Origin of the sequence: Rothia sp. HMSC065D02, assembly GCF_001815285.1 — a bacterium.
Lineage (GTDB): Bacteria > Actinomycetota > Actinomycetes > Actinomycetales > Micrococcaceae > Rothia > Rothia dentocariosa.
Genome location: NZ_KV820060.1, coordinates 85,725 through 100,855, shown reverse-complemented (window position 1 = coordinate 100,855; position 15,131 = coordinate 85,725). Strand labels below are relative to the sequence as shown.

Sequence of the window (15,131 nt, the reverse complement as noted above, 5' to 3'; positions counted from 1 at the left end):
TTTTCGGCGGGCTCTGTCTAGGTTTTCGTTCCTCGAAGGGTTGGGTGTTGCCACAAGACTCAGAGTCTTGTGGCAACACCCAACCCTTCTACGCGCCATAGTGATATCGGCATGAAGCTATGACAATAGAGTCGTCAGTAAGCTTGTATACGAGACGGTGTTCATCAGTAATTCTGCGTGACCACCAGCCTGAAAATTGATGTCTGAGAGCTTCAGGCTTCCCTATACCTTCATTACCATTTCGCTCAACATCTTTGATCAGTAGATTAATGCGCTTGAGAACCTTCCGATCTTGCACCTGCCACCAGAGATAGTCGCTCCATGCTGAATCGTCAAAAATAATTCTCACAACTATTCCTCAATCAGCTGACGTTCAGACCCAAGACCAGCTTCAAGACGAGAGATAGATTCCATAAGACGACGTGCATTAGCCGGGGAACGCATGAGGTAGGCAGTCTCTTGAAGAGATTCGTACTCAGACAATGAGAGAATGACTGCCGGTTCATGCCCGGCACGTGTAATAATAACCTCTTCACGGTGATCTTCAACGTGGTCAAGTACTTCAGCATACCGAGCCCGAGACTCGGTGTAAGACATGGTTTTCATAAACACCTTCCTTCTCTGTACAGTATAATGTACAGAGGGGTTGATAGGAAAGCAATGAAGCTCGGTTACCATACATTTAGACCGGTTTCTCCAGTTATTTCTGCGCCAATCCGAAAGTTTTGAACACGTATGATGATGGTATGAGTTTTATCGCTACGTTGGTTCTTCTGATAGGTATTAGTGCGGGAAGCAGCTATTTTTACAGACAACATGCCGCGCGGATAAAACCTCAGTCTGATGGAACCGTCCGAGCGAAGCTGCCCGGCTGGTATATCGCGTTTGGTTATTTTCTGATTGCAGCAGGAGTCTTCTTAGCCTTTGCTTCACTTATTTTAAGTTCAGGCAGCAATCCTATGCCCCTAAACATGGCGATTGGCTTTCCTGCTATGACCTTCGGTCTTGGTATCGTGACGATTCTTATGGGTCAGCGCCAATACATTGAAACCGGCGTGGACTATATCGAACGCCGCGCTTGGTACGGCAAAGTGACCCGAATTCCCTTCCATGAGATTGACTCGTACTCGTATAGTCCAGCGGGCCTTGGCGGGTGGCTGGTTCTTAAGGCGGCGGATAGACGCAGGATAGCGTTTAACTCTCGTTTTCTACGGGGTGAACGGGTGATTGCTGCGTTGGCGTTTCGCCAGATTAATGGCCGCTGGCCCTCCCCATACAACCAGGAGGAACAACGAATCTTGGGAGAGGAATCATCCCTGAGAGCCGCTCAGCAATACCTTGCGAAGACTCCAAAAGCTCGGGGCTTGCGGAGGTGACGGATTAGTGCCTAGAACGTCAAGAGACTCGGAGGTAGGCAAGAAAACCTTACTCTAAGGTCGGTCCCGCAAGTATCTGGTCTCCCCTTCCTCAGTTTTTGAACACGTATTATGGATATATGACTTTTATTATTACTGCGATTCTTCTGGTGTGTATCGGTGCGGTTAGCGGCTAATTCTATAGAAAACATGCCGCGCAGGTAAAGCCTCAACCCGATGGAACGATCAGGGCAAAGATGCCTGGTTGGTACAGATTTTGTGGTTACTTCCTTGTTGCTGTGGGAGTGCTCTTTGCCCTTATCACCCCAGCTTTGATCTCGGGCAGTAATCCAATGCCTTCATATATGGCGTTTGGGGTTATTGGAATCTGCTTAGTGTTTGGCGTCTGGGCAATTCTCATGGGCCAACGTCAGTATGTTGAAACCGGCGTAGATTATATTGAGCAGTGCACCTGGTACGGCAAAGTTACCCGCATCCCCTTTCACGAGATTGATTCGTATGCGTATAGCTCGGGGCATCCCGGTGGATGGTTGGTTCTCAAGGCAGCAGATAAGCGCAAGATTGCATTTACATCCCGGTATCTGCGAGGTGAACGAGTTATGTGTGCACTGGTATTTCGTCAGATTAATGGCCGCTGGCCTTCCCCAACGAGTCCCGAAGATCAACAGGTTTTGATGCAGGAAGCCTCATTAGCAGCCGCTCCGCAATATCTTACGGAGAACCCAGTTGGTCAAAATCTAAGCGGTCAACAGGTGTAACGTTCTACAGGTACGTATGCACATATGTATAGGGTCGTCACCCAGTTCGGGGGCGGTTTCTTTATCCGAGAGCGGTTCAAATGCCCTCAGATAAAGAAACCGCTCTTGTTTTGTGAATATGCTGCTCAAGAGGGGCTGTAGAATCTATGATGCGACGAGCGTTTACCGGAGAACTCATGAGGTACATAGTTTCTCGAAGTGATTCATACTCGGAGAGAGGCATAACCACAGTGGGTTCGTGCTCTGCACGGGTAATCGTAGCTTCCTCACGATGCGCTTCGACGTAGTCGAAAATTTCGATAAACTGCTCGGCAGAACCGTTATAGGAAAAAGTTTTCATAGGGTGATCTTCGCGGTTGGGGTAAGAATAGTTCTTAAAGATGAATATCTAACGATCTGTTATCGTCTGGGCGCAAACATGAAAATAGATTCTAGCAAGAGGAAAAAGAAGTGTTTCCAAAACGATCTTTTTTTCTTCTTGACCTTGAGTTTTTTAGCTAATTCCTCATAAGATGCGGGAAAACGCCCTGTTCGAGTATAAAACTTCATGTAGAGGTCTATTCCGGGGTCTACAAAAACAGTCTTGATAAATTTTGCGCTATTGCCTGATTCGTCTTCGACATACAGGAAGATATCACGCCAGTCATCTTTTCTCCACTCAAGTTCGACGATATCTTTCCAAGGCATAAACTTTTTACGTCTCCCAAACTTACGGTAAGTTATACCATCATCATGGAATTGCACAAAGGTTCGAAGAAAAAGAACTGTAAAGGTAATTGGTATGCCAGAAAAAACTGAAAGTAAAATAAATCCTTCTAAATTGTTTCTACCAATCTCTTTAATAACTCCTACAAGACCCATATATCCCAGATACCCTATCAGAACAGAGAATATAAGCGGAACATATTGCTTAGTGTTTGGATTATACAAATAGTAGGAACGTTGTATAACCGAGAGGAAGATGCCAACAATAAGAACAACGTATAATTCAGGTTTCATTTAGGATACTACGGAAGTTATTGCCCCTGCGGGGGAGGTACAGAAGACATGCCAGAGCCAGACTTGCAGGCACCAGAGGTAACTTTATAACCCTTCTCAAATTGCAAATACTCCCGATGGATTCCATTTTCTCCCTCATTTTTCCAAGTTTTAGTACTATTATCGTACTCACCGGTAAGCACCTGAACCCCCCTAGAATCGTAACTTATTGGCAACGCATCAATATTTTTGACCTTCAAGACTTCATTAGCATTATCATAATCTTTCACATAACCACTTAAGCAATATATATAGCTAGGCGGATACCCGGAATAATTGAGGATATATGCAGACGTTTGAGGATACCCTAGATTTACAGTAATCACAAGAGTTAGACCAGCCAGCAACATAACACCAGAACTGCTGTGGATCGTTAAAAAACATATAATAAAAACACAAAATACATCAAAAATTCCTAGAATAAAATTAACATCCTATAGTGCCCCCCCCCCCAGCACGAGATAGAAAAAAGAAATAGGAACCAGGCTAACCAGTACAGATAAAATATAAGCGAATAGAAAAACCCGATCTTCTTGTACCACTTCGGCTCTAAGCCCTTCTGAATCTTTGGGTATTTTATAACCCATTTTCCATTTATTGTCTCTAATTCTTTTTTAGAATATTCCATGTTATTCCTTACGTTATAAATACTTTTAAAATATAATTTTTCCGTTAAATATACAGGAATAACCAATATTGAGCCAACTTGAAAACACAAAATAAGAAACATCATAATAATATTAAATTTTCCTTGAGTTATATTCGAATTAACATAATCTACCGCAAGAGAAAAATTCCCTGAAAATATATTAGTATAAGCCGAAACTAGCAGTATGTATGGTATAGATAGGCATATAAATGAAATAATTATCCAATATTCTTTCAAAGTACGAAAAATACGATCCATAACTAAGATACACCTTCCAGTCTTTCTACTAGATTATATAAAGACTATATAATTTCACACCTCAAAGAAAAGCCTTTCATAAACTTTCCTGGCATTTCGGGTAACTCGTAAATAATCCTCTTCTAACTGGCGGGCGCTGCCTGGAGTGTAGCCGCTCCAGCGGGCTACCGCTTCCAGGGCATCGCGCAGGGTCGGCAGCAGATCGGACTGGCGCACACCGCGCAGCACGTTGCCGCCGCGAATCTTGGTCGCCAGCAGCCACGCATCCCGCAAAACTTCGGCGTCTTCGGCAGCCACCAGATTAGCCTGAATGGCTGCATCCAACGCGTCCAGGGTTGAAGTCGTGCGAAGCTCCTCCACCTTATGAGCATGTTGAAGCTGAATCAGCTGAACCAGCCACTCCACGTCCGAAAGGCCGCCACGCCCCAACTTCAACTGCCGGGTACGATCCGCGCCGTGGGGCATCCGCTCATGCTCCACGCGCGCCTTCATGCGCCGCACCTGCTGCGCCTGCTCCACCGTGAATTCACGCGGGTACCGGTACGGGTCAATCAGCTCAACAAACGCGCTCCCCAAGTCTTCAGAACCGGCGATCGGGCGAGCCCGCAAGAGCGCCTGAAACTCCCACGTCTCTGCCCAGCGCTCATAGTAGGCGCGGTATGAATCCAGCGAGCGCACCAGCGCCCCCTGCTTACCTTCGGGGCGCAAATCTGCGTCTACTTCAAGCGGGCGTTCGGCACGAATTGCTGGGCGTACCGGCTGTTTAATCAGCTGCATCAGCCGGTTCACAATACGGTTTGCCTGCGCCTGGGCTTCTTTCTCATCGGCTCCCTCCACGGGGCGATGCACAAACATCACGTCCGCGTCGGAGCCGAAACCGTTCTCGGCACCACCCAGGCGACCCATCGCAATTACCGTTATCTCGGTCAGCAGTGGGTTCCGCTGTTCTTCTTCGGAGTTCTCCCCCGCCGCCTCTAGAGAATCACGCTGCGGTGCGTCGCTCTTCTGGGGCGCAGTTTCCTCGTCACGCTCCCCTGCCTTGACCTCTTCACGTTCCGCCAGGGCGAGTGCCGCGCCAATGGTACATTCATCCACGGTCGCCAACCCGGTGCATACCTGCTGCACGCTCAGCAGGTTCAGGGCGTCCCCCATCGCAATGCGCAAAATCTCGCGGCGGCGCAGGTACCGTACCGCGCGCATAGCGTCCGCAGAGTCCTCGTGTCGTGACAGGAGCGAGGTAATTTCGGCCTTGAGAGCGCCCGCGCTCAGCGGCTGCAGGTCGGCAACCTTATCAAGCCAGGTGATGGAGGTGGGCGCGTCTTCCAGCAGATCGGTAATATACCGCGAGCTTGAGAGTATCTGGCACAGCCGCTCCGCTGCGGCGGGTGAATCGCGAAGCATACGCAGGTACCAGCTCGTGGTGCCCAAAGACTCCGAAACTAGACGGAACCCCAGCAGCCCGGCGTCTGCATCCACGCCTTCAGCGAACCAGCCCAAGAGCACGGGCATCAGGTGCCGTTGAATCTCAGCGCGGCGGCTGACCCCGTTGGTGAGTGCTTCAATATGCCGCATGGCTCCGCGCGGGTCGCGGTAGCCGAGCGCAGCCAGACGGTCCTGCGCTGCCTGGTCAGAAAGCGCCACTTCGTCGCGGCTCAGTGTTGAGACTGCGGCCAGCAACGGGCGGAAGAAAATACGTTCGTGCAGGGAACGCACATTGCGTTTGAGTTTCTGCCAGGCCTTGAGCATTTGTTCAGCCGAGAGTGTTCCCATACGTTCGGCGGGCACCAAGGAACGGGCGAGGGCGCGCTGTTCCCCGGCGCGGTCGGGCATCAGGTGGGTACGTCGCAGGTGCATAAGCTGAATGCGGTGCTCCAGCAGACGCAGCTTCTTGTAGTCGCGTGAGAAAGCTTCGGTGTCGGAACGGCTAATGTAACTGGCACGGGTGAGTGCAGCGAGCGAATCCAGAGTAGATTTGGTGCGCACGGCGGGGTCGGTGCGCCCGTGCACCAGCTGCAAAAGCTGAACTGTGAACTCGACATCGCGCAGACCACCGGGGCCGAGCTTTATTTGACGTTCCAGCTGGGCGGCAGGAATATTATCGGTCACGCGGGCACGCATAGCCTGCACAGATTCCACGAAGGAATCCCGAGCGGCTGATTCCCACACGAACGGCTCAATGGCGCGCGCGTATTTTTCACCCAAATGCGCAGACCCAGCGATCGGTCGGGCTTTCAAAAGCGCCTGAAACTCCCAGTTCTCAGCCCAACGCTTGTAGTACCGTACATAGGATTCGACGGTGCGCACCAGCGGCCCGTCCTTGCCTTCGGGGCGCAGGTTCGCGTCTACCTCCCACAGTGGAGGCTCAGCGGCGGGCGCCATGATCGCCTTCGTTAGCGCGTGCACCAGCTCAGTACCGATCTGGGCACAGTCCTGCTCGGTGAGGGGTTCTACTCCCTCGGGCAGTTCACTGGCGGGAACGGGTGCTATCACATACACCACATCTACATCAGAAATATAGTTCAGTTCACGTGCCCCGCATTTACCCATACCGATAATCGCCAAATCCAGGGCATCTACGGATGCACCCCGAGCAGGTGCCGAGCACAGTCCACCGCCCAAACCCTCAGCAACCTCAGTGCGGGCTATCGCGAGCGCCCCTTCCAGAGCGGCGGCGGCAAGATCGGCAAGATGCCGCCCAACCGTGGGCATAAGTTCCACAGGGTCTGGCGAACACACATCCACAAGCGCAATTTTCGTGAGTGCGGCACGGTACGCCACGCGCAGCGCTGTATACCCGTCTTTACCCGTCATCTCACGTGATGCGCGCGGCCGCTCATCGTCGGGGTTTGCACCCACCGCTTCCAACAGCTCCATACGGTATGCGGTTGCCAGCGGGGCCGTAGGCTCATCAATATCGTCGAGCTTTTTACCCCCGGCAGCGCCGCTGTACCCGCGAATATGCGGGGTTTCTTCAACATCGTGCGGGTCTATCTGCGGCTCAATATCCTCCGCCTGAACGGTGCTGGGCTCTTGAGTGGCGATGAGCTCAGGTTCAGAGTCTAGCCCGTGACTGTCGAGAACATGGTCGATTAAATGCGGGTTGCGGTACAGAAAATCGCCCAATGCCTGTGAAGAACCCAAAAGCCGGAACATGCTAAATTCGGCATCCCCGCGGTTCGCGCGCTCCGCCGTTGCGGGGTGCTTTTCGATAAGCCTTACCAGCGAAGGTAACGCGATATCCGGCGAGGGTGCCCAGCGCAGCCCGGCGAAGAGAGCATCCGTATTAACCTGGGCGAGTTCGGGGGAATCAAGCCAGCGCTCGCTCTTTGCGGCATCGTAGAACCCGGCGGCGACCATGCGTGTGCGCCTGCGTGCGCGTTCTTGACGTTCCGCATCCGCCGGTGCCGCCGCTGTGCCTTCAGTAGGTTGCTGCTCTGGCATGGTCCCCTCCCGAAACTCGCCTATCCGCTAGAGAATACCCAGATTATGCTTGAGCTCGTACGGAGTGACCTGCGCCTGGTATTGTTCCCAGTCGGCACGCTTATTGCGTAAGAATTGTTCGAAAACCTGCTCCCCCAGAGCCTCTGCCATAAACTCGGAGTCCTCAGTGCGGTTAATAGCCTCACGCAGAGAAGCAGGCAGCGGGTTGTAACCCATAGCGCGGCGTTCTGCGGTTGTCATGGCGGCAAGGTCTTCAGTCACGGCAGGCATGAGCTCATACTCGTGCTCAATACCTTTGAGCCCTGCGGCGAGAATTACCGCATATGCCAGATAGGGGTTCGAGGCCGAATCAAGCCCGCGGTATTCGATGCGCGCCGCCTGCATCTTATTCGGCTTATAGAGCGGTACACGCACCAGCGCCGACCTGTTATTGTGCCCCCATGAAACGTAGCTGGGTGCTTCCCCACCGCCCCACAGCCGCTTGTATGAGTTGATGAACTGATTGGTGACCGAGGTAAACTCCGGGGCATGCTTGAGCACACCGGCAATAAAGTGCCGTGCCGTCTTTGAGAGACGATACTCAGCCCCGGCCTCAAAGAACGCGTTAGTATCGCCCTCGAAAAGCGAGAAATGGGTGTGCATACCGCTGCCAGCATATTTGGTGAAAGGCTTAGGCATAAACGTTGCGTAAAGATCCCGCGTGTACGCAACCTCTTTGATGACGGTACGAAACGTCATCACATTATCGGCGGTCTGCAAGGCATCAGCATGGCGCAGGTCGATCTCGTTCTGCCCGGGACCAGTTTCATGGTGGCTGAACTCCACCGAGATACCAACCTCTTCAAGCATGGTCACCGCCTTGCGACGGAAATCCTGTACAATCCCGCCGGGAGTGTGATCAAAATAGGATTCATAGTCTACCGGTACCGGAAAACCGTCATCACCCAGCTGAGCAGATTTGAGCAGATAAAACTCAATTTCGGGCGAGGTATAGCAAGTGAATCCCATTTCAGCAGCTTTGTTGAGGGTTCGCTTGAGTACGCCGCGAGTGTCGGATGCGCTCGCCTCACCATCAGGTGTAAGAATATCGCAGAACATGCGGGAGGTATGGTCTTCAATCCCGCGCCAAGGCAATATCTGGAATGTGGAGGGATCGGGCTGAAGCAGCATGTCGGATTCGTACACGCGCGAAAGACCCTCAATAGAGGAACCGTCAAAGCCGAGTCCTTCCTCGAAGGCACTTTCAACCTCAGCTGGGGCTAATGCCACGGATTTGAGGGTTCCCACCACGTCGGTAAACCACAGCCGAATAAAGCGAATGTCGCGCTCTTCGATGGTGCGCAGTACAAATTCCTGTTGACGGTCCATAGATATCTCCCTGTGTTCCGGGCGGTAGCTGACTCGGCGGTGAGTGATGCCGTGCTCACGCATATGTTGGTGCCGCAAGACGCGAGTGCGCTGGCACGGTTTTATGTCTCTTTCTAGACTATCGGTTTCTTCCCGCAAACGCCCGATGTTCAGGTTTCGTTTATGTAAATTCTGTGGGTCAGGTAGGCAGGTGTAGCTCAGTTGTTGTATGTTCCGCGTTTTACCCACCTTTGAAAACTGAACCACAAGAGGCGGGCTTTTGGCTGAGAAAGTAGACCTCTCTCGTTCCCAACCAAAAAGCCCGCTTCATATGCACACAGTAGTTTATTCCCCCAAAATTCACGTTCAATTCACGCTAACGGGCGCTGGACTGCCCGGCGAGTCACCTAAGATAGAAGTTGCCGGGTGACTCCCATCACTTCAAAATTTTGTGTACAGCCCAACCGCGAAATCACTGAATACGTTCCAGAGGAAATACATATGAGCATTGCAGAAATATGCAGAATGATAGCTATAGCGTTCATGTACATCGTATGTTTTATCGTTATAGGAATTCCCGTTCTCATTTTCGCTGGATTTATCGTATGCGCCCTTCTAGCTATACCCCTCACGCCAATCCTATGGGTCATAGACAAGTTCCGCAATCGAAACCCCACCCCGGTTCCAGAGACTCCCAAAAACCCGTTTAAACTCGACGAAATTACCTGGGCTCTATCGCCTCGCCAACTGCGCGACCGGCATGAACTGTACGTACGGTGGGCGCATCGTATTTACCTCAATATCGCTATCCGCCCTGATACCCTCAAAAAACCCGCGTTGGACGATGCCTACTCTGAAGCTGTCCGTGTTGACATTCTGCGAGCCTACACGGTCTTGAACAGATATGAATACGCGCTAGATACTAAATCTTCTCAACCGCAGAAACTCCGTCAGGCGAGTACCGACGCTCTCGGATACTCTCGGGGTGTTATACGTCAGACAGGTTTGATACTTGGAGAGTGGAAAGACCCACGGAATATAGCCGCAAAAATCTTTAAAGGGCAAGAAGCTAAGGTACAAGAACTTTGCGGCATCCGTGATGAAACCGAACAGCATCTTTCCACCACACTATCGCAGCATAAGAACAGTGATTTTCCCCAACAGATTGCTTGTGCGGTGCTTGCCGCCGCAACACAGGTTCTAGAGGCAGCGCAGCATAAACTCGCCGAACATCCGCATATTCGCGGGGACGCAGCACGCACTTACCTGCACCACGAAATTCAACGTGCAATCTGCGGCGTTAGGACTATATTGACGGCGCTACAAGAAGCCCTTGATGCATGCGAGGAATACTGCCGTGCCGCCCCCGAAGCGCAGACTGCCGTTGAACTTCTTGAAGCGGCGCAACACGGAGCCGAAGAACGCCGCAACCGTTTTTATCGGCAAATTTTTAGCCACCGTGCCGAACAGCTCGAAGAACTTCTAGCAACAACCGGCAAAGCACCCGCTGACCTGCCGCAGAATCATGAGATTCGAGACCGTATAACGAGCTTTTGCATAGATCTTCTTACCGAGTTGAAGCCGGTACTTTCAGAGGAGTCTTATACACGCTGCGAGCGCCTTATTCAACGCCTATGCATAACGCAGATACGACGCGAATACGGTTACACAAAGCTCCTTCTTGCTGGGGAATACGCGCCGCTGAACGCACATGAGCTCTGCACGCCTATGCTGAATCAGTATGCTTGCCAAATACTTCTGGAGGATAAAGATGATCTATCGGGTTCTTTAGAGTACCTGGTGAACCTGGTAAAACAATTACGGCATACGCGAGAGGAAATGCTGCAAACATACGACGTCTACTTTCCCGATATGACACCAGATTCCCCAAGCCAAAAACGGTTTGTGACTGCGCTAAGCTACGAGCTTCTTGTATCTGACACCGAAATGTATGCGGCATATGACGAATGCCAGCGTATGCTCGAACGCGATAAGCGCAGCAGACTGCAGCCCGATTCAGAGGAATATCATTACTGGATGCTGCAAAATCCTAGTTGGTTTTATCATTCCCTGTATAAGGATGACTTTTTTGTACCCTGGCATAAGGTGTGGGAGGAGCCAGACTGCCCACGACCGGACTATCTGAAGGTCTGATACTCGGTTCATCACGTCGTATAAAGTGGCGAAGCTGCCCTTCGTAAAACCAGGAAGGAATAATTGTGGAGTATCTTATTTTCAGCGGCGCCTTCATGCTCGTTATGTTCAGTATCATCTGGCTTATTTCTTATATCTCTTCTTTCAAAGAACCCTGTCCTTTACCCAATGGAGTCTATGAGCCCGAGTTTATCGTGGCCGATCCGTATGCGCTCTCGGCAGTCGCACTCTCTCCCCAAGGGTTCGCCCCTGCCAACGCTCACCCCTCAATTTTCGAGCTATCGCAGGCGGAACTCATGCACAGATGCACCGCATGGTACCGCGAAGCTGTATACGCCGCCCAATATTTTCAGCTGCTACGAGAACGGGCGCAGATAGCCCAAGTTCGAGTCAGCAAAGCCGTCAGTCGTGACTATCTGGAAGATACCGATAGTTTCATCCGGAATATGCACGCTGCATATTATGCTTTCGCGACTACGGTGCACAGAGACGATCAAGCCCTCAAAACCGCTGTAGCGCAGTCTCTTAGCTGTTCCTTCGGAGTGCTCTTGAGCATTGCCTATTTGCCCGTTCCCGAAAGTTATCTCACCGATGAAAAACTCGCGCATATCGCCGACCGTGCTCGGGAGCGCCAACAGGCTTTATCGCGCCAAATTCACGATCTTGAGACACGCTATCCAGCCATCACCTCATTCCCATTTGAGGTACTACATAGGCACCTTCGCCTAGCCCAAACGCTGCACGAGAATACACACCATGAACGATATCTCCAAGGTGCCCAGACGATTTATCGACACCTTGCTCTGCTCACGGACGCATTCGACTCCGCACAATCACAGCTGAACCCAACGCTGAAAACCCTTGAGCGTCTGCTTCAGCAGATTGATGACCACGCATCAGAGCATTTTCAGACACTTACCGAATATCGTGCAAGGCTCACCGAGCTACAATCGGCGGTGCCATCACAAGACCCCATCACCGCGCTAGTACAGGCAACACAGCTTACTCTCGATATTGTCAAAGCTCTCGGATACGCATTTTCCGCAGACACTAAAAACGATGCGCGAGCCCTCCTGAGCACCACTACCGAAACACTTATCTCTGCTAATCTAGCCCGCACCAACGTGTACACGCTCGGTCGCCTTCTGCCTGTAAGCCCAGAGCTTTGTGCCGCCCTCTCTCAGGCACATGTTCAGGTACCCCAACTCTACGAGATGATGTCGCTTAGCCAGATGATCCGCGAGTGCGAACGCCTCATGAAATCCGCATCTGCGCTGCACCATCGCGCCCGCACTGAATATCACGAAAAATTCTCAGCCTTTACGCATGAAGAAATTCTCTCGACTGTAACGGAGGCTCTAACCCGGTCTTCAGCCGAACTGCAAGCCCAAGCACAACACTGTCTTGAACAATTCCAATGCGATGCGCTCGCCGCTGAGAAACGAGACTCCAGTACCGACCCACTCGTGTACTGGCCCCCTGCTCTCACACAAGATACCGTTTTCCTCTTCCACGCAGAACGTCACGGTTGGCGCTGGGGCTGGCGAAAGTCCCTTGTCAGAGGCGACTACTCTCCATTACGCGCCCTGTACTAAACCAGATGATGGGTGTTTTGGTATGCCATAGCATCAGGCGTTATCTATCAGCGAACCGTTCCCCAGCAATACCGGAGCAACCACGATAAAATAGACCCCATGAGCGAGAATGAAAACGCCCCTTACGCACCATCCGCGTCTGCCACATCTACGCAGCACCCGCACAACGCGACGAGTGCCACCCCCACAGGAACCGGGGATAAGCCTTTCAGCCTTGAAGCGGTGAAAAAAGTGCGTACCCTCCACCTCGCGCAAGCTAAAGCTGCGGGCGAAAAGTTCTCAATGCTCACCTGCTATGACTTCTTAACAGCCCAGATTTTTGACCGCGCGGGAATCGACATGCTTCTTATCGGTGACTCCGCCGCTAATGTCGTCTACGGATATGAGTCCACCCTCACCGTTACTCTTGACGAGATGATTCCGCTCGTAGCCTCGGTAGCACGCGGCGCATCCCGTGCTATGGTGGTCGCCGATCTCCCCTTCGGCAGTTACGAGCAGTCTCCCGCACAAGCGGTCACATCGGCGGCGCGCCTCATGAAAGAAGGCGGGGCACACGCTATCAAAATCGAGGCCAACGCCGCTATGACCGAGTGGGTTCGTGCCATAGTTCGTGCAGGTATTCCAGTTGTCGCACACATCGGCTTCACCCCGCAGTCGGAGCATGCTCTCGGCGGTTTCCGGGTGCAGGGCCGCGGCGAAAAAAGCGATGCCGTTGTTGCGGATGCACGCGCTCTCGCCGAAGCTGGCGCATTCTGCGTGCTTCTCGAAATGGTGACTACAGAGACCGCGCGCCGCGTTGATCAGGCGGTGGGCGCAGTCCCTACTATCGGTATCGGCGCAAGTAACGTCACTACCGGTCAGGTTCTCGTCTGGCAAGACGCTATGGGAATGCGCGAGGGTAAACTCCCCAAGTTCGTCAAACAATTTGCGCAGATCGGTTCGCTTCTTGAGGATGCGGCACGTGCCTACCGCGCCGAGGTGCGCTCGGGTGAGTTCCCCGCCCAAGAACACACTTTTGAGTAGAAATCCTCTCAGAAAAGCCGTCTTAGGGAGCAGCGGAAAATCTACAAAGCACAAGAGCCAGCCTCACACACGGTGAGTCTGGCTCTTAAGATTTGCGCGGAAATCGGCTAGTCCTGATTGTCCCATTCTTCATTACGCTTCTGCGCTGTTTCCATGGCCTTTTCGGCCTCTTCGCGTGTCGCATAAGGACCCCACAGGTGGGTAATCTTACTCTGCTGCCCTTCTTCTACCTGCCCAGTAAAGGTGTTGTACCAGTATTGCACAGGGTGCGGACCGGGGGTGATGTCTTCGGTAATGCTCATTATTCTCCTTCAGCATGCCCACGCTTGCGCTTTGGTGGCAGAAAACTATGCGGGTTTTCTATGTCCTTTACAGTAACGTATTTACACATCTTTTACATCCTCGTGTACCGTTTCACTATTTTTCGTGGACTACTCTATAGCCGTTTTAGAGCTTGTGCGCGCATGATGAAAAATATTCTGCGTATATGGAAAAAGGTTCGGGTTTTGTATGGGGTACCTAGCGATACACCTGTGTTCTGCCGGTAAGATAATTTTATGGATACTTCTCATAATCTTCCCGCAGAACCGGGTGCCGCACCCATAGGGTGCCTGACCCCCGGAGTTGTTACCCCCATGCGCACTGTACCGGCAGATATTGTTCGCCCCGAATACGTGGGTAAGAAAACCCCCAATGAGGGCAACGATTCAAATATGTACACCCCTGAAGAGGTTGAGAGAGTACGTGCAGCGGGTAAGGTTGCTGCAGGCGCTATTGTGGAGGCGGCAAAGATTGCCGTCCCGGGCACGACAACCGATCAGATCGATGTGCTGATCCACGAGTATATTTGCGATCACGGCGCTTACCCCTCCACCGTGGATTATCGCGGCTACCCGAAATCGGTATGCACCTCGCTGAACGAGGTAATCTGTCACGGCATTCCCGACTCCACGGTACTTGAGGACGGCGACATTCTGAACCTTGACGTCACCGCATACCTTTGTGGAATGCACGGCGACACCAATAAAACCTTGTTGGTGGGCAATGTCGATGAAGAATCCCGTCTGCTGGTCGAACGTACTGAAGAAGCCCTCAACCGTGCGATGAAGGCGGTTAAACCGGGCCGTCAGATCAACGTTATCGGTCGCGTGATTGAAAAATACGCGGCGCGTTTTGGATACGGTGTAGTGCGTGACTATACCGGGCACGGCGTGGGGCGCGAATTCCACTCGGGCCTTATTATCCCGCACTACGATGCGGCACCCGCCTATGATATGGAAATCAAAGAGGGCATGATCTTCACCATCGAACCCATGCTGACCCTCGGCACGATCGAATGGGATCTGTGGGATGACGATTGGACTGTGGTCACCCGCGATCGCAAACGCACCGCCCAATTTGAGCACACCATGGTTGTCACAGCAGACGGCGTGGATGTTCTCACCCTACCTTAGTTTCCTCCCAATAACACAGACACGACGAAAGAGAGACC

The 15,131-nt window shown here is 52.1% G+C and carries 14 protein-coding genes; 6 read left to right on the top strand and 8 right to left on the bottom strand.

From position 1 onward, the window contains the following. Positions 1–88: 88 nt before the first annotated feature. Together HMPREF3016_RS00510 and HMPREF3016_RS00505 are read right to left on the bottom strand one after the other, a co-directional pair. Positions 89–349: a Txe/YoeB family addiction module toxin gene (locus HMPREF3016_RS00510; protein ID WP_013398864.1), complete on the bottom strand. Its 261-nt coding sequence runs from the start codon at positions 347–349 to the stop codon at positions 89–91. A gap of 2 nt (positions 350–351) precedes the next feature. Beyond that, entirely contained in the window at positions 352–606 is a 255-nt protein-coding gene (locus HMPREF3016_RS00505; protein WP_070739342.1) for a type II toxin-antitoxin system Phd/YefM family antitoxin, read from the bottom strand. Positions 607–959: 353 nt separating this feature from the next. On the opposite strand from HMPREF3016_RS00505, the gene HMPREF3016_RS00500 reads away from it, so the two are divergent. Both HMPREF3016_RS00500 and HMPREF3016_RS11180 read left to right on the top strand, forming a co-directional pair. Further along, the gene (locus tag HMPREF3016_RS00500) at positions 960–1,376 is read left to right on the top strand and encodes a hypothetical protein (protein WP_246828396.1); all 417 of its coding nucleotides are present in this window, start codon (positions 960–962) and stop codon (positions 1,374–1,376) included. Positions 1,377–1,774: 398 nt separating this feature from the next. Continuing rightward, positions 1,775–2,134, top strand: a complete 360-nt coding sequence (locus HMPREF3016_RS11180) for a hypothetical protein (protein ID WP_246828395.1) — start codon at positions 1,775–1,777, stop codon at positions 2,132–2,134. A 76-nt stretch (positions 2,135–2,210) separates the two neighbouring features. On the opposite strand, the gene HMPREF3016_RS00490 is transcribed toward HMPREF3016_RS11180, so the two are convergent. From HMPREF3016_RS00490 to HMPREF3016_RS00465, 5 genes are all read right to left on the bottom strand, one after another. After that, entirely contained in the window at positions 2,211–2,474 is a 264-nt protein-coding gene (locus tag HMPREF3016_RS00490; protein WP_070739337.1) for a type II toxin-antitoxin system Phd/YefM family antitoxin, read from the bottom strand. Positions 2,475–2,533: 59 nt separating this feature from the next. Beyond that, complete coding sequence (locus tag HMPREF3016_RS00485) at positions 2,534–2,995, bottom strand: hypothetical protein (RefSeq protein ID WP_168160756.1); 462 nt, start codon at positions 2,993–2,995, stop codon at positions 2,534–2,536. Between the two features lie 155 nt (positions 2,996–3,150). Beyond that, positions 3,151–3,498, bottom strand: a complete 348-nt coding sequence (locus HMPREF3016_RS10895; RefSeq protein ID WP_210399769.1) for a hypothetical protein — start codon at positions 3,496–3,498, stop codon at positions 3,151–3,153. 635 nt (positions 3,499–4,133) lie between these two features. Continuing rightward, the gene (locus HMPREF3016_RS00470) at positions 4,134–7,520 is read right to left on the bottom strand and encodes a bifunctional [glutamine synthetase] adenylyltransferase/[glutamine synthetase]-adenylyl-L-tyrosine phosphorylase (protein WP_070739328.1); all 3,387 of its coding nucleotides are present in this window, start codon (positions 7,518–7,520) and stop codon (positions 4,134–4,136) included. A 27-nt stretch (positions 7,521–7,547) separates the two neighbouring features. Further along, positions 7,548–8,888 carry a glutamine synthetase family protein gene (locus HMPREF3016_RS00465; RefSeq protein ID WP_004004410.1) on the bottom strand — a complete coding sequence of 447 codons (1,341 nt, stop codon included), beginning with the start codon at positions 8,886–8,888 and terminating at the stop codon, positions 7,548–7,550. Positions 8,889–9,368: 480 nt separating this feature from the next. Here HMPREF3016_RS00465 and HMPREF3016_RS00460 point away from each other — a divergent pair, with 480 nt between their 5' ends. The 3 genes from HMPREF3016_RS00460 to panB all read left to right on the top strand — a co-directional run bounded on the left by HMPREF3016_RS00460 (position 9,369) and on the right by panB (position 13,639). Beyond that, positions 9,369–11,021, top strand: a complete 1,653-nt coding sequence (locus tag HMPREF3016_RS00460) for a hypothetical protein (RefSeq protein WP_070739325.1) — start codon at positions 9,369–9,371, stop codon at positions 11,019–11,021. A 65-nt stretch (positions 11,022–11,086) separates the two neighbouring features. Beyond that, positions 11,087–12,616 (top strand): hypothetical protein, encoded by a 1,530-nt coding sequence (locus tag HMPREF3016_RS00455; RefSeq protein WP_070739322.1) that lies wholly within the window; start codon positions 11,087–11,089, stop codon positions 12,614–12,616. Positions 12,617–12,715: 99 nt separating this feature from the next. Next, positions 12,716–13,639 (top strand): 3-methyl-2-oxobutanoate hydroxymethyltransferase, encoded by a 924-nt coding sequence (gene panB, locus HMPREF3016_RS00450; RefSeq protein WP_070739398.1) that lies wholly within the window; start codon positions 12,716–12,718, stop codon positions 13,637–13,639. Positions 13,640–13,746: 107 nt separating this feature from the next. Here panB and HMPREF3016_RS00445 read toward each other — a convergent pair whose 3' ends face one another. Next, positions 13,747–13,941, bottom strand: a complete 195-nt coding sequence (locus HMPREF3016_RS00445) for a hypothetical protein (RefSeq protein WP_004004406.1) — start codon at positions 13,939–13,941, stop codon at positions 13,747–13,749. A gap of 255 nt (positions 13,942–14,196) precedes the next feature. Here HMPREF3016_RS00445 and map point away from each other — a divergent pair, with 255 nt between their 5' ends. Next, positions 14,197–15,093 carry a type I methionyl aminopeptidase gene (gene map / locus HMPREF3016_RS00440; RefSeq protein WP_070739320.1) on the top strand — a complete coding sequence of 299 codons (897 nt, stop codon included), beginning with the start codon at positions 14,197–14,199 and terminating at the stop codon, positions 15,091–15,093. The last annotated feature ends 38 nt before the right edge of the window (positions 15,094–15,131 follow it).